At 72.1% G+C, this 20337-nt stretch carries 16 protein-coding genes; 4 read left to right on the forward strand and 12 right to left on the reverse strand.

Going from position 1 to position 20337, the window contains the following annotated elements; all coding sequences use genetic code 11:
- The first annotated feature begins 193 nt into the window (after positions 1–193).
- On the forward strand, positions 194–2422 hold the full coding sequence (locus ACIGG8_RS23325) for an ATP-binding protein (RefSeq protein WP_396550424.1): 2229 nt from the start codon (positions 194–196) through the stop codon (positions 2420–2422).
- Positions 2423–2470: 48 nt separating this feature from the next.
- A complete protein-coding gene (locus ACIGG8_RS23330; RefSeq protein WP_396550425.1) occupies positions 2471–2797 on the forward strand; it encodes a tetratricopeptide repeat protein in 327 nt (108 codons plus the stop codon).
- Between the two features lie 147 nt (positions 2798–2944).
- On the opposite strand, the gene rpsD is transcribed toward ACIGG8_RS23330, so the two are convergent.
- The 8 genes from rpsD to ACIGG8_RS23370 form a co-directional block, all read right to left on the reverse strand.
- The gene (rpsD, locus tag ACIGG8_RS23335) at positions 2945–3559 is read right to left on the reverse strand and encodes a 30S ribosomal protein S4 (RefSeq protein ID WP_196952100.1); all 615 of its coding nucleotides are present in this window, start codon (positions 3557–3559) and stop codon (positions 2945–2947) included.
- Between the two features lie 310 nt (positions 3560–3869).
- Positions 3870–5366, reverse strand: coding sequence for a replication-associated recombination protein A (locus tag ACIGG8_RS23340; protein ID WP_396550427.1), 1497 nt, complete (start codon positions 5364–5366; stop codon positions 3870–3872).
- A 53-nt stretch (positions 5367–5419) separates the two neighbouring features.
- Positions 5420–6031: an antibiotic biosynthesis monooxygenase gene (locus tag ACIGG8_RS23345; protein WP_396550428.1), complete on the reverse strand. Its 612-nt coding sequence runs from the start codon at positions 6029–6031 to the stop codon at positions 5420–5422.
- 72 nt (positions 6032–6103) lie between these two features.
- A complete protein-coding gene (ppk2, locus tag ACIGG8_RS23350; protein WP_396550430.1) occupies positions 6104–6907 on the reverse strand; it encodes a polyphosphate kinase 2 in 804 nt (267 codons plus the stop codon).
- A gap of 156 nt (positions 6908–7063) precedes the next feature.
- Complete coding sequence (locus ACIGG8_RS23355) at positions 7064–7570, reverse strand: GNAT family N-acetyltransferase (RefSeq protein WP_396550432.1); 507 nt, start codon at positions 7568–7570, stop codon at positions 7064–7066.
- 97 nt (positions 7571–7667) lie between these two features.
- Positions 7668–9458: an aspartate--tRNA ligase gene (gene aspS, locus ACIGG8_RS23360; RefSeq protein ID WP_396550434.1), complete on the reverse strand. Its 1791-nt coding sequence runs from the start codon at positions 9456–9458 to the stop codon at positions 7668–7670.
- Positions 9455–10717 carry a histidine--tRNA ligase gene (gene hisS, locus ACIGG8_RS23365; protein WP_396550436.1) on the reverse strand — a complete coding sequence of 421 codons (1263 nt, stop codon included), beginning with the start codon at positions 10715–10717 and terminating at the stop codon, positions 9455–9457. The genes aspS and hisS overlap by 4 nt, the downstream gene beginning before the upstream one ends.
- 11 nt (positions 10718–10728) lie before the next feature.
- On the reverse strand, positions 10729–11436 hold the full coding sequence (locus ACIGG8_RS23370) for an MBL fold metallo-hydrolase (RefSeq protein WP_350521262.1): 708 nt from the start codon (positions 11434–11436) through the stop codon (positions 10729–10731).
- A 250-nt stretch (positions 11437–11686) separates the two neighbouring features.
- Here ACIGG8_RS23370 and ACIGG8_RS23375 point away from each other — a divergent pair, with 250 nt between their 5' ends.
- Positions 11687–12529 carry a peptidylprolyl isomerase gene (locus ACIGG8_RS23375; protein WP_396550438.1) on the forward strand — a complete coding sequence of 281 codons (843 nt, stop codon included), beginning with the start codon at positions 11687–11689 and terminating at the stop codon, positions 12527–12529.
- 276 nt (positions 12530–12805) lie between these two features.
- On the forward strand, positions 12806–14035 hold the full coding sequence (locus tag ACIGG8_RS23380) for a DUF349 domain-containing protein (protein ID WP_350521264.1): 1230 nt from the start codon (positions 12806–12808) through the stop codon (positions 14033–14035).
- A gap of 64 nt (positions 14036–14099) precedes the next feature.
- Here ACIGG8_RS23380 and ACIGG8_RS23385 read toward each other — a convergent pair whose 3' ends face one another.
- The 4 genes from ACIGG8_RS23385 to secD all read right to left on the reverse strand — a co-directional run bounded on the left by ACIGG8_RS23385 (position 14100) and on the right by secD (position 20197).
- Entirely contained in the window at positions 14100–16514 is a 2415-nt protein-coding gene (locus ACIGG8_RS23385; protein ID WP_396550483.1) for a RelA/SpoT family protein, read from the reverse strand.
- Positions 16515–16706: 192 nt separating this feature from the next.
- The gene (locus tag ACIGG8_RS23390) at positions 16707–17255 is read right to left on the reverse strand and encodes an adenine phosphoribosyltransferase (RefSeq protein WP_396550440.1); all 549 of its coding nucleotides are present in this window, start codon (positions 17253–17255) and stop codon (positions 16707–16709) included.
- Between the two features lie 28 nt (positions 17256–17283).
- Positions 17284–18372 carry a protein translocase subunit SecF gene (secF, locus tag ACIGG8_RS23395; RefSeq protein ID WP_396550442.1) on the reverse strand — a complete coding sequence of 363 codons (1089 nt, stop codon included), beginning with the start codon at positions 18370–18372 and terminating at the stop codon, positions 17284–17286.
- A 4-nt stretch (positions 18373–18376) separates the two neighbouring features.
- Entirely contained in the window at positions 18377–20197 is a 1821-nt protein-coding gene (secD, locus tag ACIGG8_RS23400; RefSeq protein WP_396550443.1) for a protein translocase subunit SecD, read from the reverse strand.
- Between the last annotated feature and the right edge of the window lie 140 nt (positions 20198–20337).

The raw sequence follows: 20337 nt of genomic DNA on the forward strand, positions 1-20337 counted from the left end.
CTCCAGACGGAACCCTATCGCGCCCACGCCCGGTTTCCGGACCGGGTTGTCGACGCGGTCGGTCCGACCGGGTGTGCGATCCGCGCGCGTAACCTACCGGCCGGTCACCTCGTTCTGCCAGGCAGGCCGTCGCGCGGACGGCCCGAGCACGTCCGGGCCGCGAACGGTCCGGCCTGGAAGACGGGAGCAGCGCTTGGCCGGCGACTGGACAGCACAGCCCGGGGAGCCCCCGGCGGGGCCGCGCGAGCCGGAGCACGGCCGGCTGCCGGCCGAGGTGACCGGCTTCGTCGGGCGGCAGCGGGAACTGGCCGAACTGGCGCGTCTGCTGGCCACGGCCCGGCTGGTGACGGTGACCGGTCCGGGCGGGGTGGGCAAGAGCCGGCTGGCGCTGCGCGCGGCGGCCCGCGCGGGCGGCGGGTTCCCGGACGGCACCTGGCTGGTGGACATCGCCCCGGTGCAGGACCCGCTGCTGCTCGGCCACGCCGTCCTGGAGGCCCTGCGGCTGACCGACGGCACCGCCCGTCCGCCGCTGGACGTGCTGACCGAGCGGCTGGCCGGCCGCCGCCTGCTGCTGGTGCTGGACGGCTGCGAGCACCTGGTCGAGGCCTGCGCCGAGCTGGCGGACGCGCTGCTGCGGGCCCTGCCCGGCCTGCGCCTGCTGACCACCAGCCGCACCGCGCTGCGCGCCTCCGGCGAGCACCTGCTGACCCTCGCGCCGCTGCCGGTCGACATGGCGCCGGCCGGCCCCGTCGGGCCCGGCGCGCTGCCGGACGCGGTACAACTGTTCGCCGACCGGGCCCGGGCGGTGCTGCCCTCCTTCGCGGTGACCGAGGCCAACGCCGAGGCGGTCGGCCTGCTCTGCCGACGGCTGGACGGCATCCCGCTGGCCGTGGAGCTGGCGGCCGGGCGGCTGCGCGCGCTGTCCGTGGAGCAGATCACCGCCCGCCTGGACGACCGCTTCCGGCTGCTCACCGGCGGCTCCCGGACGGCCCTGCCGCGGCACCAGACGCTGCGGACGACGATCGGCTGGAGTCATGAGCTCTGCGCGGTGCAGGAACGTTTACTCTGGGCCCGCCTGTCGATCTTCGCCGGCAGCTTCGACCTGGAGGCCGCCGAGTACGTCTGCGCCGGCGACGGCATCGAGCCCGAGGACGTGCTGGACCTGCTCGACGAGCTGGTCGCCAAGTCCGTGGTGCTGCGCGAGGACAGCGCCTTCGGCGTCCGCTTCCGGCTGCTGGACACCCTGCGCGAGTACGGCGGCCACTGGCTGCGCGCCGCCGGCGAGGAGCCGCGGCTGCGCCGCCGCCACCGGGACTGGTACCTGGGCGTCGCCACCTGGGGGGAGGTGGAGTGGTTCGGCCCCCGCCAGGCGGAGACCGCCGAACGCACCGCGCTGGCCCACACCAACCTCCGGGCGGCGCTGGAGTTCTGCCTCGGCGAGCCCGGCGAGGAGCAGATCGCCCTGCTGCTGGCCGGCACGCTCTGGTTCTACTGGGTCGGCTGCGGCCACCTCGGCGAGGGCCGGCACTGGCTGGACCGCGCACTCGCACTGGACCGAGAACCCACCGAGGCCCGGGCCAAGGCGCTCTGGGTGACCGGCTACACGGCCACGCTCCAGGGGGACCTGGCGGCCGCCCGACCCGCCCTGGAGGAGTGCCGCCGCCAGGCCCTGGACACCGGTGACGACCGGGCCCTCGCCTACGCCGTCCACCGCCAGGGCTGCGCCGCCCTGATCGGCGACGACCCGCACCGCGCCGCCGAGCTGTTCGAGGAGGCGCTCTGGCACTACCGGACCATCGGCGAACTCAACAGCAACGTCGCGATGGCCATGCTGGAGCTCGGCCTGGCCTATCTGTTCCAGGGCGACCTGGACAGCGGTGAGCTCTGGTTCGGCCAGGCCCGCGAGCTGTGCGAGGAGCACGGCGAGCAGTGGGCGTACGCGTACGTGCTGTACGCGACGGCGTACTCGCACTGGCTGGACGGCGCGGTCCAGGCGGCCCGCGCGCTGGCCCGGGAGTGCGTGCGGCTGAACCACCTCTTCCACGACCTGCTCGGCATCGTGCTGGGGATCGACCTGCTGGCGCTGCTGGAGACCGAGCCGAACGGCCCGGACGAGGCGGGCGACCTGCGCGAGGCCCGGGTGCTGCAGGGCGCCGCGCACCGGATCTGGCGCACGGTCGGCACCCCGTTCCTCGGCTCGCGGAACTTCTTCGGCACCCACCAGGAGTGCGCGGAGCGGGCCCGGGCCGGGCTGACCGAGCAGGAGTACCGGGAGTGCTACGAGGCCGGGGCCCGGCTGGACGTGGACGAGGCCGTCAGCCGGGCGCTCGGCGGCGGAGGCTCGGCGGAGGGCCCCGAGCGCGGTCCGGGGCCCTGCTCGGTACCGCCCGCTCCGGCCCCCTCTCCGGTCCGGAATAGTTGAAACTTGTCCGTTGCTTGAGGAGGCAAGGATCCACCCGGAAGGAACACCATGGCCGTCCACAACACCGCCGACGAGTACCGCATGGCGACGTTCTACTTCGACTCCAAGGCGTACACCGACGCCGCCCGCATGCTTGAGGGCGTGCTCGCCGAGGAGCCGGCCAACCTCTCCGTCCGGCTCCTGCTCGCCCGCAGCTACTACCACTCCGCCCAACTCGGCCGCGCCGAGGCCGAGTTGATCCGGATCCTGGACGCCGACCCGGCCGAGGACTATGCCCGGATGATGCTCGGCCGCACCCTGGAGCGCCAGGGCCGCACCGAGGAGGCCCGCCCGCACCTGCGGCTGGCCGCCGCGATGGCCGGCGAGAGCATCTGACCGGCGGCGCCCGGGAAACCGGCGACGTCGGGAGAACCGGCGGCACCCGGAGAACCGGAGGCGCCCGGAAAAGGGGCGAGCCCCCGCCGCCTCGAAAGGCGACGGGGGCTCACTCGTGGTCCTGCGAAGAGCGGAACCGCTCGCGGGTCAGCGCGAGTAGTACTCGACGACGAGCTGCTCGTCACAGATCACCGGGACCTCCTTGCGCTGCGGCGCACGGTCCAGGCGGAAGGCCAGGGCCTTCAGGTTGACCTCAAGGTACTTCGGGGTCTGGCCCTCACCCGCGTAGCCACCCTCACGGGCGACCTGGAAGGGGACCTTCTCCTTGCTGCGCTCGCGGACGGTCACCACGAAGCCCGGCTTCATCTGGAACGACGGCTTGTTGACCTTGCCACCGTTGACCTCGATGTGGCCGTGGACGACCATCTGGCGGGCCTGGTAGATGGTGCGGGCGATGCCCGAACGCAGGACCAGGGAGTCCAGACGGGTCTCCAGCTCGGCGACGAGCGCCTCACCGGTCTTGCCCTCGGCCTTCTTCGCGCGGTCGAACGCACGCGACAGCTGCTTCTCGCTCAGGTCGTACTGGGCGCGAAGACGCTGCTTCTCAAGCAGACGGACCTTGTAGTCCGAGTTCTGCTTGCGACCACGGCCGTGCTGGCCGGGCGGGTACGGGCGGGCCTCGAAGTACTTGACGGACTTCGGGGTCAGCGGCACGCCGAGCGCACGCGCGATCTTGACCTTGGGACGCTTCTGGTTCGCCATGAACCAAACCTTCCTTGCTCACGAATACGGCTTCACCAGGTGTTGACGGAGGTCGCATGTCGCGACCCGGAGAAAACCCCGCCGCCTGCGCGATGGGATCAGCCGCTCTCCGGAGCCGGGCACGAACGTGCTTGTCACACGGGCCGGCCCAGAACCTGGGCCACCCGCGACACCGAAACGGTGCGCGACGCTCCTGGTGCGGGCCCCTCGGAAGGGGCCTACCGCCGATGTCCCGCTGGTGCGGCCGGTCGGTGGGGTCTCCCCCGCCGCCGTCCCGGGACATGGCACTCCGACCGAGTATAGCCGCCGGTCACTCGCCCTTGTGCCCGGGCTCCCGCTCCGGCTCCCGCTCGGCCTTCCCGGGCTGCCGCTCCGCCTGCTGCTCGGCCTTCCCGGGCTGCCGCTCCGGCTCCCGCTCGGCCTTCCCGGCCTGCCGCTCCGCCTTCTGCTCGCTGCGCCGCTCGCCGCGCAGCCGCCCCCGGGTCCACTCCACGACGTCCGCGTACCGCGCCTCGCCGCCGCGCCGGGTCGGCTGGTAGTACTCCCGGCCGTGCACCGCGTCCGGTGCGTACTGCTGGGCGGCGATGCCCTCCGGCAGGTCGTGCGGGTACCGGTAGCCCTTGCCGTGGCCGAGCTTGCCCGCGCCGCCGTAGTGGGCGTCCCGCAGGTGTGCCGGCACCGCACCCGCCAGGCCCTGCCGGACGTCCGCGAGCGCCGCGTCGATCGCCAGGTACGCCGCGTTGGACTTGGGCGCCAGCGCCAGCGCGATCGCCGCCTGGGAGAGGATGATCCGCGCCTCCGGGAAGCCGATCAGCGCCACCGCCTGCGCGGCCGCCACCGCCGTCTGCAGCGCCGTCGGGTCCGCCAGGCCGACGTCCTCGCTGGCCGAGATCATCAGCCGGCGGGCGATGAACCGCGGGTCCTCCCCCGCCTCGATCATCCGGGCCAGGTAGTGCAGCGTCGCGTCCACGTCGCTGCCGCGGATCGACTTGATCAGCGCGCTCGCCACGTCGTAGTGCTGGTCGCCGTCCTTGTCGTAGCGGACCGCCGCGTGGTTGACGGCCGTCTCCGTGGTGGCCAGCGTGATGCTCGGCTCGCCCTTCTCCAGCGCCGCCCCGGCCGCCGCCTCCAGCGTGGTGAGCGCCCGCCGGGCGTCCCCGCCGGCCAGCCGCACCAGGTGGTCCTCGGCCTCCTCGGTCAACTCCAGCGCGCCCTCCAGGCCGCGCTCGTCGGCCACCGCCCGGCGCAGCAGCGCGCGGATGTCCTCGTCGGTCAGCGACTCCAGGGTGAGCAGCAGCGAGCGGGACAGCAGCGGGGAGATCACCGAGAAGTACGGGTTCTCGGTGGTCGCCGCGATCAGCGTGACCCAGCGGTTCTCGACGGCCGGCAGCAGCGAGTCCTGCTGGGCCTTGGAGAAGCGGTGGATCTCGTCCAGGAAGAGCACCGTCTCCCGGCCGGACATCCCGACCGCGCGCCGGGCGCCGTCGATCACCGCCCGGACCTCCTTGACCCCGGCGGTGATCGCGGACAGCTCGACGAAGCGCCCCTCGACGGCCTGGCTGATCACGTGCGCCAGCGTGGTCTTCCCGGTGCCGGGCGGGCCCCAGAGGATCACCGAGCTGGTGGCCGCCGGCCCGCGCGAGCTCGTGACCAGCCGCCGCAGCGGCGAGCCGGGCTTCAGCAGCTGCCGCTGCCCGGCCACCTCGTCCAGGGTGCGCGGGCGCATCCGTACGGCCAGCGGCGCCCGGCCGGGCTCCCTGGTCTGGAGTTCCTCGGCGGCGGCGGTGAAGAGGTCCGGTTCGTCCACACCGGAAGCCTATGCGAGGCCGCCGACACGCCGGGGCCGTCCGGGGCCGGGCCCTACGAGCGACGGTGGTCGAGCAGGACGACCTCGAACTCCTCCAGCGACCACACCGTGACGCCGGCCGCCGCGACCGCCCTGGCCCGGGCGTCGGCCTGCGGGCCGCGCGAGGCCACCAGCGTCTCCCGGTCCGCGAAGATCGCGCCCACCGAGGCGCGCCCGGTCGCCCGGTCGACCAGCATCGCCGCGGAGACGAACCCCGGCGACTTCTCCAGCACCGGCAGCGCGCGGTCCCGGAAGACCTCCGCCATCCGGTCCACCGCGGCCGGGTCGGCGTCGGTGCGCACCACGCGGAACCAGGCGCCCGGCCCGGCCTCGCCGGGCGGGGTCTCCACCGCGACCTCCCACAGGGCGGTGGCCGCCGTGCCCTCGAACGGCGCCAGCAGCTCGGCGCGGCGCGCCCGCAGCTCCCGGTCGCTGTCCCGCTCGGCCTGCGCGGACTCCCACCACGAACCCATGCTGATCTTGCCGAGCTCGCGGTCGGCGAACAGCCCGTAGCCCCGGTAGCCGGGCTGGGCGGTGAGCAGCCCGACGGCCTCGGCCCTGAACCCGTCGAGGGTCCGGTCGATCCGCTCCGGGTTGCCGGTGGCGTAGACGGTACGGACGAACATGAGCGCGCCTCCTGCGGACACCCGGGCGCCACACGGGGCCGGTTCTCGACAGCAGCGCCCGGCGGGCCCCGTCTACTCCAGTCTGGCAGCGTGGTCCGGGACGTACTTCTGCAGGTCGCGCGGGGGCCGCTGGTAGCCGCGCGGGGCCGGGCGCGGCGGCAGGTCGATCCGCGGCGCCTTGATCTCGTGGTACGGCACGGTGGACAGCAGGTGGGCGATCATGTTGATCCGGGCCCGGCGCTTGTCGTCGCTCTCCACCACGTGCCAGGGCGAATCCGGGATGTCGGTGTGGATGAACATCTCGTCCTTGGCCCGCGAGTAGTCCTCCCAGTGGGTGATCGACTCGACGTCCATCGGGGAGAGCTTCCAGCGCTTCATCGGGTCCCCCAGCCGGGCCCGGAAACGCTGCTCCTGCTCGGTGTCGCTCACCGAGAACCAGTACTTGCGCAGCAGGATGCCCGCCTCGATCAGCATCCGCTCGAAGTTCGGGCACTGGTGCAGGAACTGCCAGTAGTCCTCGTCGGAGCAGAAGCCCATCACCCGCTCGACCCCGGCGCGGTTGTACCAGCTGCGGTCGAAGAGCACGATCTCCCCGGCCGCGGGCAGGTACTCCACGTACCGCTGGAAGTACCACTGGGTCTTCTCCCGCTCGGTCGGCATGGGCAGCGCCGCGACCCGGGCGATGCGCGGGTTCAGGTACTCCGTCACCCGCTTGATCGCTCCGCCCTTTCCCGCGGCGTCACGTCCTTCGAAGACCACCACCAGCCGGGCGCCCTCGACCCGCACCCACTCCTGGAGCTTCACCAGCTCCTGCTGCAGCCGCAGCAGCTCCCGCTCGTACGGCTTCCTCGCCAGTCGCTCCGGCTTCGCGGCCACCCTCTGATCCTCCGTCCGACCCGTGCTGATGCACACTCACCGTAGGCGCAGCACGGCGGGTCCGCAGGGCGGACCGGGCCGGACCAGGACGGACCGGCGGCGGGACGGACTGGCGGGACGGACCGGCGGGACGGACCGAGGAGGAGCCGCAGCGGTCTAGACCGCGACGAAGGGCTCGGGGTAGCGGCAGAGCCCGCGCGGGCCGCCGTCGTACGACGCCAGCGGCAGCGCCTGGAAGTACGCGTCCGGCACCTCGAACGGGCCGACGACCTCGTGCCGCCCGGCCGGCGAGAAGCCGAACCGCGCGTAGTACGCCGGGTCGCCGAGGACGACCACGAGCTTCTCCCCCGCGTCCTCGGCCGCCGACAGCGCGGCCCGGACGACGAGTTCGCCGACTCCCCTGCGCTGCCACTCCGGTGCCACGGCGACCGGCGCGAGCGCCAGCGCGTCGCCGTCCCCGACCTGCAGCCGGGTCAGCAGGGCGTGGCCGACCACCAGGCCGGTCCCGTCGACCGCGACCACGGACAGCCCGGGCAGCCAGGCGGGATCGCGGCGCAGCGCGTCCACCAGGTCCGCCTCGTCCGGACCGGGGAACGCGGCCATGTGGACGCGTCTGGTCGCCGGGGCGTCCGCCGGACGTTCCACTCTCGTTATGACCTGCATCGGTCAACCCTCCCTGTGTCACACGTCGTTGTGGACCGGCCCCGGACGGTGGGTGGACCGTCCGGGGCCGTTGCAGGTCAGCGGATGTGACGCTTCGTCAGGCCTTGGGCTCAGCCTCGGACTTGGCGTCCTCGCGGACCTTGGGCTTGGCGTCCACGCCGGCCTCGCGGCGCTGCGCCGGAGTGATCGGGGTCGGCGCGCCGGTCAGCGGGTCGCCACCGGTGGACGTCTTCGGGAAGGCGATGACGTCCCGGATGGTGTCGTACCCGCCGAGCAGCGTGACGATCCGGTCGAGGCCGAAGGCGACACCACCGTGCGGCGGCGGGCCGTAGTTGAAGGCGTCCAGCAGGAAGCCGAACTGCGAGGCCGCCTCCTCCTCGGAGAGGCCGATCGCGTCGAACGCCCGCTTCTGCACGTCGCGCTGGTGGATACGGATCGAACCGCCGCCCAGCTCCGAGCCGTTGAGGACCAGGTCGTACGCGTTGGACAGCGCCGAGCCCGGGTCGGTGTCGAAGGTGTCCAGCGACTCCTTGGTCGGGGCGGTGAACGGGTGGTGCACCGCGTGCCAGCCCTGGAAGGCGCCCTTGTCGTCCTCGATCGGCTCGAACATCGGGAAGTCGACGACCCAGAGGAAGGCCCACTTGGACTCGTCGATCAGCTCGCAGCGGCGGCCGATCTCCAGGCGGGCGGCGCCGAGCAGCTCCTGGGAGGCGCGCTCCTTGCCGGCCGCGAAGAAGACCGCGTCGCCGTTCTTGGCGCCCGCGGCGGCGGCCAGGCCGGCCAGGTGCTCCTCGGAGAGGTTCTTGGCGACGGGGCCGCGCAGCTCGCCGGTCTCGGCGTCGATCAGCACGTAGGCCAGGCCCTTGGCGCCGCGCGCCTTGGCCCAGTCCTGCCAGGCGTCCAGCTGCTTGCGCGGCTGCGAGGCGCCGCCGGGCATGACCACGGCGCCGACGTACGGGGCCTGGAAGACGCGGAACTCGGTGCCCTTGAAGTACTCGGTGAGGTCGGTGAGTTCCTGGCCGAAGCGGACGTCCGGCTTGTCGGAGCCGAAGCGGCCCATGGCGTCCGCGTAGGTCATCCGCGGCAGCGGGTTCGGGACCTCGTAGCCGTGCACCTCGCGCCAGATCGCACCGATGATCTTCTCGCCGAGGGCCAGGATGTCCTCCTGGTCGACGAACGAGGCCTCGATGTCCAGCTGGGTGAACTCCGGCTGCCGGTCGGCGCGGAAGTCCTCGTCGCGGAAGCAGCGGGCGATCTGGTAGTAGCGCTCCATGCCGGCCACCATCAGCAGCTGCTTGAACAGCTGGGGCGACTGCGGCAGCGCGTACCAGTGGCCGGGCTGCAGGCGGACCGGGACGAGGAAGTCGCGGGCGCCCTCGGGGGTGGAGCGGGTGAGGTACGGCGTCTCGATGTCGAGGTAGTCGTTCTCCTCCATCACCCGGCGGATGATGTTGTTGACCTTGGAGCGCAGGCGCAGGCCCTTGGCCGGGCCCTCACGGCGCAGGTCCAGGTAGCGGTAGCGCAGCCGGACCTCCTCGTTGACCGTGCCCGGCTCGTACTCGGCGACCGGGAAGGGCAGCGGGGCGGCCTCGGAGAGCACCTCGATCTCGCTGACGACGACCTCGACGGCACCGGTCGGGATGTCGGGGTTCTCGTTGCCCTCGGGGCGGACGCGGACGTCGCCGACGACCTTGACGCAGTACTCGGCGCGCAGGCCGTGGACCGAGTCGAGGTCGCGGACCACGATCTGCACGGTGCCGGAGGCGTCGCGCAGGTCGATGAAGGCCACGCCGCCGTGGTCGCGGCGGCGGGCGACCCAGCCGGCCAGGGTGACGGTGGTGCCTGCGTGCTCCGGGCGGAGCGTGCCCGCGTCGTGCGTGCGGATCACAGCTGCTTCTCCTTCAGGGTGGTGACGAGTGCGTCGAGGGCGACGGGGGTCTGCTCGCCGGTGCTCAGGTCCTTGAGCTGGACGACGCCCTCGGCGAGGTCCCGGTCCCCGGCGATCAGGGCGAAGCGGGCGCCGGACCGGTCGGCGGACTTCATGGCGTTCTTGATGCTCTTGACGCCGAAGGCGAGGTCGGTGGCCACGCCGGCCCGGCGCAGCTCGATCACCTTGGCGAACAGGACGTTCTTGGCCTCATCGCCGAGCGCGACCGCGTACACCGCGGTGGCGGCCGGCAGGTCGAGGGTGACGCCCTCGGCCTCCAGCGCCAGGAAGGTGCGGTCCACGCCGAGGGCCCAGCCGACGGACGGCAGCGCCGGGCCGCCGATCATCTCGGAGAGGCCGTCGTAGCGGCCGCCGCCGCCGATCGCGGACTGGGCGCCGAGGCCGTTGTGCACGAACTCGAAGGTGGTGCGGGTGTAGTAGTCCAGGCCGCGGACCAGCTTCGGGTCGTCCACGAAGGCGACGCCGGCCGCGGTGAGCAGCTCGCGGACCTTCTCGTCGTACGCCTTGCAGTCCTCGCACAGGTAGTCGCGCAGCATCGGGGCGCCGGTGAGCTGGGCCTGCACGGACTCGCGCTTGTCGTCCAGCACGCGCAGCGGGTTGATCTCGGCGCGGCGGCGGGTGTCCTCGTCCAGGTCCAGGCCGGAGAGGAACTCGATCAGCGCGGCGCGGTAGACCGGGCGGCACTGCTTGTCGCCGAGGCTGTTGAGCAGCAGCGAGTAGTCGCTCAGGCCCAGCGAGCGGAAGGCGTCGTCGGCCAGGATGATCAGCTCGGCGTCCAGCGCCGGGTCCTCGGCGCCGATCGCCTCGGCGCCGACCTGGGAGAACTGGCGGTAGCGGCCCTTCTGGGCGCGCTCGTAGCGGTAGTACGAGCCGGAGTACCAGAGCTTGACCGGCAGGTTGCCCTGCTTGTGCAGGTTGGCCTGGAGCGCGGCGCGCAGCACCGAGGCGGTGCCCTCGGGGCGCAGCGCGAGCTCGTCACCGCCCTTGGTGGTGAGGTTGTACATCTCCTTGGTGACGATGTCGGTGGACTCGCCGACGCCGCGGGAGAAGAGCTTCACGTCCTCGAAGACCGGGGTCTCGACGTAGCCGTAGCCGGCCCGGCGGGCGGGCGCTGCGATGCGCTCGCGGATCGCCAGGAAGGTCGCGGAGCTGGGGGGCAGCAGGTCGTAGGTGCCCTTGGGGGCGGTGAAGGTGCTCAACTTCTCTTCCGTCACATTCCTCGTCGCGGGAAGGCCGGGGCGCCTGCCGCCCCTGCTGCCTGTCGGAGGTAGGGGTTGGTGGCGCGCTCGCGGCCGATGGTGGTCTGACCGCCGTGGCCGGAGAGGACCACGGTGGAATCGTCGAGGGGCAGGCACACCCGGGCCAGCGACGTCATGATCGCCTCGCTGTCCCCGCCCGGGAGGTCGGTACGCCCGATGGAGCCGGCGAACAGCAGGTCGCCCGAGAACAGCACCGGGGGGAGGTCCTCGGCACCGGGCGTCCGGAAGGTCACCGACCCCCCGGTATGGCCCGGGGCGTGGTCCACGGTGAGCTGCAGGCCGGCGAGCTCCAGCACGCTGCCGTCGGTGAGCTCGCGCACGTCGTCGGGCTCGCCGACGGTGAGCTCGCCCATCAGCTGGGTGCCCAGGGAGCGGCCGAGCGCCTTCTCCGGGTCGGACATCATGTACCGGTCCTCGGGGTGGATCCAGGCCGGGACGCCGCGGGCGCCGCAGACCGGGACCACCGAGGCCACGTGGTCGATGTGGCCGTGCGTGAGCAGCACGGCGACCGGCTTGAGCCGGTGCTCGCGGACCATTTCCTCGACGCCGCGGGCCGCCTGGTGGCCCGGATCGACGATGACGCACTCCTCGCCCGCCGCCGGAGCGACCAGGTAGCAGTTGGTGCCCCAGGCTCCAGCGGGGAATCCGGCGATGAACACGCGCGTCCTTCGGGTGTGCGGCGGTCGGTTTGCGAGAACCACCTGTAGTGATGCTGTCTATTGGTTACCCAGGGGCAGCCTACCGGCGGTCCGGCTCCGGTTGCGAACCAGATCGGGGTGGCGGGAGGGGCCGCGTGTCAGGTTCACCTCGTCCTTACGGGCCCGGTCCCTACACTTGGCCGCCGGGGGATGCGATGATCCGCTCCGGAATCCATCCACTTTTTCCGCACATGCGTAGGAGACACGGCCGGTGGTCAGCAGCGAACAGCGGCGGCGGCAGCTCGCCCGCGAGAAGTACGAGCGCCAGATGGAGCGGCGGATCGAGGTCGCGGCCGCGCGCAGGCGCCGCAACACGGTCCTGGGCGCCTCGTTGGCCGTCGTGGTCCTGGCCGGCGGCGGGACCCTGATCGCCACCGGCGCGTTCAGCTCGGACGACAAGGACAAGACCTCGGCCGCGAGCAGCGCGCAGGCCGCGCCGACCCAGACCGGCGAGCCGACCGCCCCGACCCGCAAGCCGGTCGAGGGCTGCACGGACCCGGCGCCGGGCGCCCCCAACGGCAAGAAGTGGCAGGCCGAGCCGGCCATGTCGATCGACCCGGGCGCGTCGTACACCATGGCGCTGGACACCAACTGCGGCAAGGTGACGATCGCGCTGGACGCGGCCAAGGCCCCGCACACGGTGAACTCCTTCTCCTTCCTGGCCGGCGAGAAGTACTTCGACCACACCAAGTGCCACCGCCTCACCACGGACGGCATCTTCGTGCTCCAGTGCGGCGACCCGACCGCCAGCGCGACCGTCCCGGGCGGCACCGGCGACCCGGGCTACAAGTTCGCGGACGAGAACCTGGCCGGCGCGACGTACCCGGCGGGCACCGTGGCGATGGCCAACTCCGGCCCGGGCACCAACGGCAGCCAGTTCTTCCTGGTCTACAAGGACACCAAGCTGCCGCCGAACTACACCCCCTTCGGCAAGATCAGCGGCGGCCTGGACGTGGTGCAGAAGATCGCCGCCGCCGGCACCCTGGAGGGCTCCCCGGACGGCCACCCGATGGCCGATGTCACCTTCAACTCCGTTACGGTGTCGAAGGGTTGATCAGCCCCGGGGCCGGTGGAACCCTTGTCGAGCCGGCGCACCGCCGCCGTCCTCGCCCGGCCCCGGCCCGAAATCGCCCGGCCCGGATGCGGACAGCACCGGGCCTGGTCGCCTATGTTGGCGTTGTATAGGGTGCCCGCACCCGCCTAGCCGTCACCCTCGGCAGAAAGGCACGGCGGACGGGGACGGCGGACTCATCGGTCCGCCGCACATCAACTGTGGACGACGGACGCGCGCCGCCCCGGCGCGGGCGCGACGTCATGTGGAGGACGCGCTATGAGCAGCGACCCGTGGGGCCGTGTGGACGAGCAGGGCACGGTCTACGTCAGGACGGCCGACGGCGAACGCGTCGTGGGTTCCTGGCAGGCCGGCTCGCCCGAGGAGGCCCTCGCCTACTTCGAGCGCAAGTACCAGGGCATCGAGGTGGAGATCGGCCTGCTGGAGAAGCGGGTGCGCACCACCGACCTGGCCGCCAAGGACGCCCAGACCGCGCTGGAGCACCTGCGCGCGCAGGTGGTCGAGGGGCACGCGGTCGGCGACCTGGACGCCCTGGCCAAGCGACTGGACACGCTCGCCGGCGAGATCGAGACCCGGCGGGAGGAGCGCAAGGCCGCCCGCGCCAAGGCGCAGGACGAGGCCCGCGCGGCCAAGGAGGCGCTGGTCTCCGAGGCCGAGCAGCTCGCCGAGTCCACCCAGTGGCGGGAGGCCGGGGACCGGCTGCGCGCCCTGGTGGACACCTGGAAGGGCCTGCCGCGCCTGGACCGCAAGAGCGACGACGAGCTGTGGCACCGCTTCTCGCACGCGCGCTCGGTCTTCTCCAAGCACCGCAAGGCGCACTTCGCCACCCTGGACGCCGAGCGCGACAAGGCCCGGCAGACCAAGGAGTCGCTGGTCGCCGAGGCCGAGGCGCTGTCCTCGTCCACGGACTGGGGCAGCACCGCGGCCGCCTACCGCGACCTGATGGCGCGCTGGAAGGCCGCCGGCCGGGCCCAGCGGGACATCGAGGACGAGCTGTGGGCGCGGTTCCGCGGCGCGCAGGACGTCTTCTTCCAGGCCCGCTCCGCGGTGTTCAGCGAGCGGGACGCCGAGCAGGTGGAGAACCAGAAGCTCAAGGAGGCGCTGGCCGTCGAGGCCGAGGCGATCCTGCCGATCACCGACCTGAAGGCCGCCAAGGCCGCGCTGCGCGAGGTCAACGAGCGCTGGGAGGCGATCGGGCACGTGCCGCGCGAGGTCCGTCCGAAGCTGGACGGCCGGCTGAACGCGGTCGAGCGGGCGATCCGCGAGGCCGAGGACGCCGAGTGGAAGCGCTCCAACCCGGAGGCCAAGGCCCGCGCGGCCGGCATGGTCGGGCTCTTCCAGGCCAAGGCGGACAAGATCCAGGCCGACCTGGACAAGGCCCGCGCGGCCGGCAACGCCGGCAGGATCGCCAAGCTGGAGTCCGAGCTGGCCGGCGTGCAGACCCTGCTGGACCAGGCGCACAAGAGCCAGGACGAGTTCAGCGGCTGATCCGACGGCCGTCGAACGCCGAGAGGGGCCCCGGGAAGATCCCGGGGCCCCTCTCGTGCGTCCGCTACTTGCGGGCGGAGGTGACGCGGTAGACGTCGTACACGCCCTCGACGCCGCGCACCGCCTTGAGCACGTGGCCGAGGTGCTTCGGGTCGCCCATCTCGAAGGTGAAGCGGCTCATCGCCACCCGGTCCCGGGAGGTCTGCACCGCCGCCGACAGGATGTTGACGTGCTGGTCGGAGAGCACCCGGGTGACGTCGGAGAGCAGGCGGGAGCGGTCCAGCGCCTCGACCTGGATGGCCACCAGGAAGACCGAGGACTGGGTGGCCGCCCACTCGACGTCGATCATGCGCTCCGGCTGCTGGCTCAGCGACTCCACGTTGACGCAGTCGGCGCGGTGCACCGAGACGCCGTTGCCGCGGGTGATGAAGCCGACGATCGGGTCGCCCGGCACCGGGGTGCAGCAGCGGGAGAGCTTGACCCAGACGTCCTCGACGCCCTTGACGATCACGCCCGGGTCGCCCTTGGCCCGGCGGCGCACCGCGCGGCGGGTGTCGTGCGTCGGGGTGGCGGTCTCCGCCAGGTCCTCGGTCGCGCCCTCCTCGCCGCCGAGCGCCTGGACCAGCTTCTGGACGATGTTCTGCGCGGCGACGTGCCCCTCGCCGATCGCGGCGTAGAGCGAGGAGATGTCGGGGTAGCGCATCTCGTGGGCCAGCGTGACCAGCGAGTCGCCGGTCAGGATCCGCTGGATCGGCAGGCCCTGCTTGCGCATCGCCCGGACGATCGCCTCCTTGCCGTGCTCGATCGCCTCCTCGCGGCGCTCCTTGGAGAACCAGGCGCGGATCTTGTTGCGGGCGCGCGGCGACTTGACGAAGCCCAGCCAGTCCCGGGAGGGGCCGGCGTTCTCCGCCTTGGAGGTGAACACCTCGACGGTGTCGCCGTTCTCCAGCGTCGACTCCAGCGGCACCAGCCGCCCGTTCACCCGGGCGCCTATCGTCCGGTAGCCGACCTCGGTGTGCACCGCGAAGGCGAAGTCGACCGGGGTCGCACCGGCCGGCAGGGCTATCACGTCGCCCTTGGGGGTGAAGACGAAGACCTCGTTGCTGGCCAGGTCGAAGCGCAGCGACTCCAGGAACTCACCCGGGTCGGCGGTCTCCTTCTGCCAGTCCAGCAGCTGCCGCAGCCAGGCCATCTCGTTGACGGCGCCGGCCTTGTCGTCCTTGCGGGTCTGGGTCGGGGTGTCGGTGCGGACCTTGGACGCTCCGGCGACCGCGCGCTGCTTGTACTTCCAGTGCGCGGCGATGCCGTACTCGGCCCGCCGGTGCATGTCGAAGGTGCGGATCTGGAGTTCGACGGGCTTGCCGCCGGGACCGATCACCGTCGTGTGCAGCGACTGGTACATGTTGAACTTGGGCATCGCGATGTAGTCCTTGAACCGCCCCGGCACCGGGTTCCACCGCGCGTGGATGGTGCCCAGTGCCGCGTAGCAGTCGCGGACGGTGTCGACCAGGACCCGGATGCCCACCAGGTCGTAGATCTCGGCGAAGTCCCGGCCCCGGACGATCATCTTCTGGTAGACCGAGTAGTAGTGCTTCGGCCGGCCGGTGACGGAGGCGGTGATCCGGGCGCCGCGCAGGTCCGCCTGGACCTGGTCGATCACGGTCGCCAGGTACTCGTCCCGCTTGGGGGCGCGCTCGGCGACCAGCCGGACGATCTCGTCGTACATCTTGGGGTAGAGGATCGCGAAGGCGAGGTCCTCCAGCTCCCACTTGATGGTGTTCATGCCCAGCCGGTGCGCCAGCGGGGCGTAGATCTCCAGGGTCTCGCGGGCCTTCTTCTCCTGCTTCTCCCGCTTGAGGTAGCGCATCGTGCGCATGTTGTGCAGGCGGTCGGCGAGCTTGATCACCAGGACGCGCGGGTCCTTGGCCATCGCGACGACCATCTTGCGGACGGTCTCGGCCTGCGCGGCCTCGCCGAACTTGACCCGGTCCAGCTTGGTGACGCCGTCCACCAGCAGGGCCACCGAGTCGCCGAAGTCCTTGCGCAGGGTCTCCAGGCCGTAGTCGGTGTCCTCGACGGTGTCGTGCAGCAGCCCGGCCATCAGGGTCGGGGCGTCCATGCCGAGCTCGGCCAGGATCGTCGCCACGGCCAGCGGGTGGGTGATGTACGGGTCGCCGCTCTTGCGCTTCTGCCCGCGGTGCCACTTCTCGGCGACCGCGTACGCCTTCTCGATGTCGCGCAGCAGTGCCGGGTCGGCCTTGGGGTCGTTCGCCCGGATCGAGCGGAACAGCGGCTCCAGGACGGGGTTGAGCACGCTGGAGCGCTGGCCGCCGAGGCGGGCCAGGCGGGCGCGCATGCCGCCGGTGGAGCCGCGGCCCGAGGGGGCGAGCGATCGCGAGGAGGTCGGCGCCGGGCGTGCCGGGGTGGCCCCCGAGGGCGTGGGACGGTTTTCGGGGGTGGCCGCTGCGGCCGTGGGCACAACCTCGTCGGGCAAGGACAACTCCTCGGGGCACCGGGCCGACCCCTGCCGGGGCCCGAACGGACGGACACAACCGGGAGGGGATGAATCTTCATGGTACCGAGCCGGGCGCCCCGGTGTTCATCCGGCCGGGCCAGGAAACGGAAGGGCGGCAGTCGGATGTTCCGACTGCCGCCCCTTCGCGGGGGTGCCTCAGACCGTGACCAGCGTCTCCAGCGGAGCGCCGGCCAGGTGCCCGGCCAGCCGCGCGCGGCCGTCCAGGAAGCCCAGCTCCATCAGCACCACGACGCCCACCAGCTCGGCGCCGGCCTCCTTGACCAGGTCCAGCGAGGCGCCGATGGTCCCGCCGGTGGCCAGCACGTCGTCCACCACCAGCACCCGCTCACCGGGCGCGAAGGCGTCGCACTGCACCTCCAGCGTCGCCGAGCCGTACTCCAGCTCGTACGAGCGCCGGAACACCTCGCCGGGCAGCTTGCCCTGCTTGCGGATCGGCACGAAGCCGAGCCCGGCCGAGAAGGCCGCCGGGGCGGCCAGCACGAAGCCGCGGGCCTCCAGGCCCACCACCTTGGTCGCCCCGAGCTCCTTCGCCCGGTCCGCCAGCGCCCTGGTGAGGGCGCCGAAGGCCTCGGCGTCGGCGAGCAGCGGCGCGATGTCCTTGAACAGCACACCCGGCTTCGGGTAGTCCGGGACGTCCCGGATCCGGCTGTTCAGCAGATCGGCCAGTGCGGTGTCGGTGGTCACGGTGGTGTCCTCGGGATCGTGGTTCGGGTCAGCGCTTGGTGGACGGACGGCCCTTGGCACGGGTGCCGGCCGAGCGGCCACGCTGACCGACCATACCCGCAGGCTGGCCCTCGTCCGCGAGCTCGTCCCCGGGCACCGCGTCCTCGGTCCGGCCGGCCGCGGCCCGGTGCTGCAGGACCCGCTTGCGCAGCGCCTTCATCTCCGGCTGCTCCTCCTTGAGCTGCGCCAGCAGCGGGGTGGCGACGCAGATCGAGGAGTAGGCACCGGCGGCGAGACCGATGAACAGCGCGAGCGAGATGTCGTTCAGCGTGCCGGCGCCCAGGATGCCGCCACCGATGAACAGCAGCGCGGCGACCGGCAGCAGCGCCACCACGGTGGTGTTGAGCGAGCGGACCAGGGTCTGGTTGAGGCCCGCGTTGGCCGCCTCGCTGTAGGTGAGCTTGTTCTGCTTGGTGATCCCCTTGGTGTTCTCCTTCACGGTGTCGAAGACGACGACCGTGTCGTAGAGCGAGTACCCGAGGATCGTCAGGAAGCCGATCACCGTACCGGGGGTGACCTCGAAGCCCACCAGGGCGTAGACGCCGACGGTGATCAGGAGGTCGTGGATGAGGGCGACCAGGGCGGCCACCGCCATCCGCCACTCGAAGGCGATCGCCAGGTAGACCGTCACCAGGATCATGAAGATGATCAGACCCGTCATGGCCTTGTTGGAGATCTGCTTGCCCCAGCTGGGGCCGATCACCTGGGCCTCGACGGTGTCCAGCGGAACGCCGATCTTCTCGGCGAGCTGCGAGCGCACCTCGTCGGAGCTCTTCGGCTCCTCGGTGCTGACCTGGATGCGGATCTTGCCGTTGTCGGTGGACTGCACCAGCGGGTGCGAGGAGACGACCTGGTCGGCCTTGTCCTGCGCCTGCGAGACGGTCAGGCCGGGCTTGGACACGGTGTAGACCGAGCCGCCCTTGAACTCGATGCCCAGGTGCAGGCCCATGGCCAGACCGATCGCCGCGACCAGCACGATCACGCCGGAGATGGAGTACCAGAGCTTGCGGCGCCCGACGAAGTCGAAGCTGACCTCGCCCTGGTAGAGCCGGTGGCCCAGGTTGGAGAAGCGCGACACGGTGTCAGGCCTCCTTCACGGCGGCAGAGGAGGGGCTACGGCGACGGCTGCTGCGCAGCGGCGGGCGGGCGCCCAGCCGCTTCGGGTCCAGACCGGACCACGGGTGGCCGTCGAGGAAGAACTTGCGGCGGGCCAGCAACGTGATCAGCGGCTTGGTGAACAGGAAGATCACCACGACGTCGAGCGCGGTGGTCAGACCGAGGGTGAACGCGAAGCCCTGGACCTTGCCGACCGAGACCACGTAGAGCACGGCGGCACAGAGGAAGGACACGAAGTCCGAGACCAGGATCGTGCGCCGGGCGCGCGGCCAGGCCCGCTGGACCGCCGGGCGCAGCGGGGCGCCCTCGCGGACCTCGTCGCGGATGCGCTCGAAGTACACGATGAAGGAGTCGGCGGTGATACCGATCGCGACGATCGCACCGCAGACCGCGGGCAGGTTCAGCGCGAAGCCGATCCCGCCGCCGAGCAGGCTCATGATCGAGTAGGTCAGGGCCGCCGAGACGAGCAGACCGGCGATCGAGACCAGGCCGAGGCCGCGGTAGTAGACCAGCGAGTAGGCGACCACCAGCAGCATGCCGATCGCACCGGCGACCAGGCCGGCCTTGAGCTGGTCGCTGCCGAGCGCCGGGGAGACGGTGGTGATGTCGCTCTTGGCGAACTCCAGCGGCAGGGCGCCGTAGCCCAGCACGTTGGACAGGTCCTGCGCCTCGGTCTGGGTGAAGCGACCGGTGATGACCGCGCTGCCGCCCGAGATCGGGCCGTTGACCTGCGGGTGCGAGACGACCTGGTTGTCCAGCACGATCGCGAACTGGTTGGTCGGCGGGGCCTGGGTGGCCAGCTGGCCGGTGATCTTGGCGAAGGCGTCGGTGCCGGTGCCGTTGAACTGCAGCTGGACCTGCCATCCGGCGCCGGTCTGGGTGTCGAGCGAGGGCTGGGCCTTGGAGACGTCCGAGCCCTTCACGGCCACGGGGCCGAGCGCCAGCTTCTCGTAGTAGCCGTTCTCGGCCTTCTGGGAGCAGGCGACGACGGCCTTGTCCTCGGGGCCGGTCTGGGCGCTGCGGACCTCGGGCTTGGAGCAGTCGAGGGCGGCGAACGCGGCGGACAGCTCCGGCGGAACGGTGCCCTGCGTCATCGCGGCGCTCAGGTCGGCGGCGCTCGGCGGGGTCGCGGCGGCGCTCGGGGCCGCGGCGGCGCTGGGAGCGGCGCTGCCGGTGGCGGCGGCGGACGGGGCCGCGCTCGCGCCGGTGGCGGCGGGCGACGGGGTGGTGCCCTCGGCGGCCAGCGCCTCACCGACGGTGCGGCCCTGCTTGGTGGCGCTCGCGCCCGCGGACGGCGTGCCGGTCGCGGCGGGCGCGGTGGCCGACGGGGTCGCGGCCGGGGTGCCGGTGGCGGGGGCGGACGGGGTGCCGGTGGGGGCCGGAGCGGTGACGCCGCTGGGGGCCACGGCCAGGACCGGGCGGAAGAACAGCTTGGCGGTGGTACCGACCTGGTCCGCCGCGTTCTGCCGGTCGCCGCCCTTGGGGATGTTCACGATGATCGTGTTGTCGCCCTGGGTCTGGACCTCCGCCTCGGAGACACCCATTCCGTTGACACGGCGCTCGATGATCCCGGTGGCGATGTCCATGTTGGACTTGCTGATCGCCTTGGGGTCGGTCGACTTCGCGGTCAGCGTGATGCTGGTGCCGCCTGCGAGGTCGATCCCGAGCCGGGGCTTCGTGTTGCCCGTCCCGAACATGAGGGCGACCAGTCCGACGGTGACGACCAGGATGAGGGCCAGCGCCCGCCCTGGGTAGCCGTCGCGCGGGCGCGACTTGGGTGTTGCCACCTTGCTCGTTTCTCCCTGTCCATGCCACCTCCCCGACCGGACCCCCGTCCGGCTCGTGGCTGGACAGGGGTCCGGGTGGTTCTGCGGCCCTGAGGTCCTGTGGGCTCGCGGCACTGCGCCGCGCGACCGGGCGGGTTGCC

Origin of the sequence: Kitasatospora sp. NPDC085464 (assembly GCF_044541955.1) — a bacterium.
Classification (GTDB): Bacteria; Actinomycetota; Actinomycetes; order Streptomycetales; family Streptomycetaceae; genus Kitasatospora.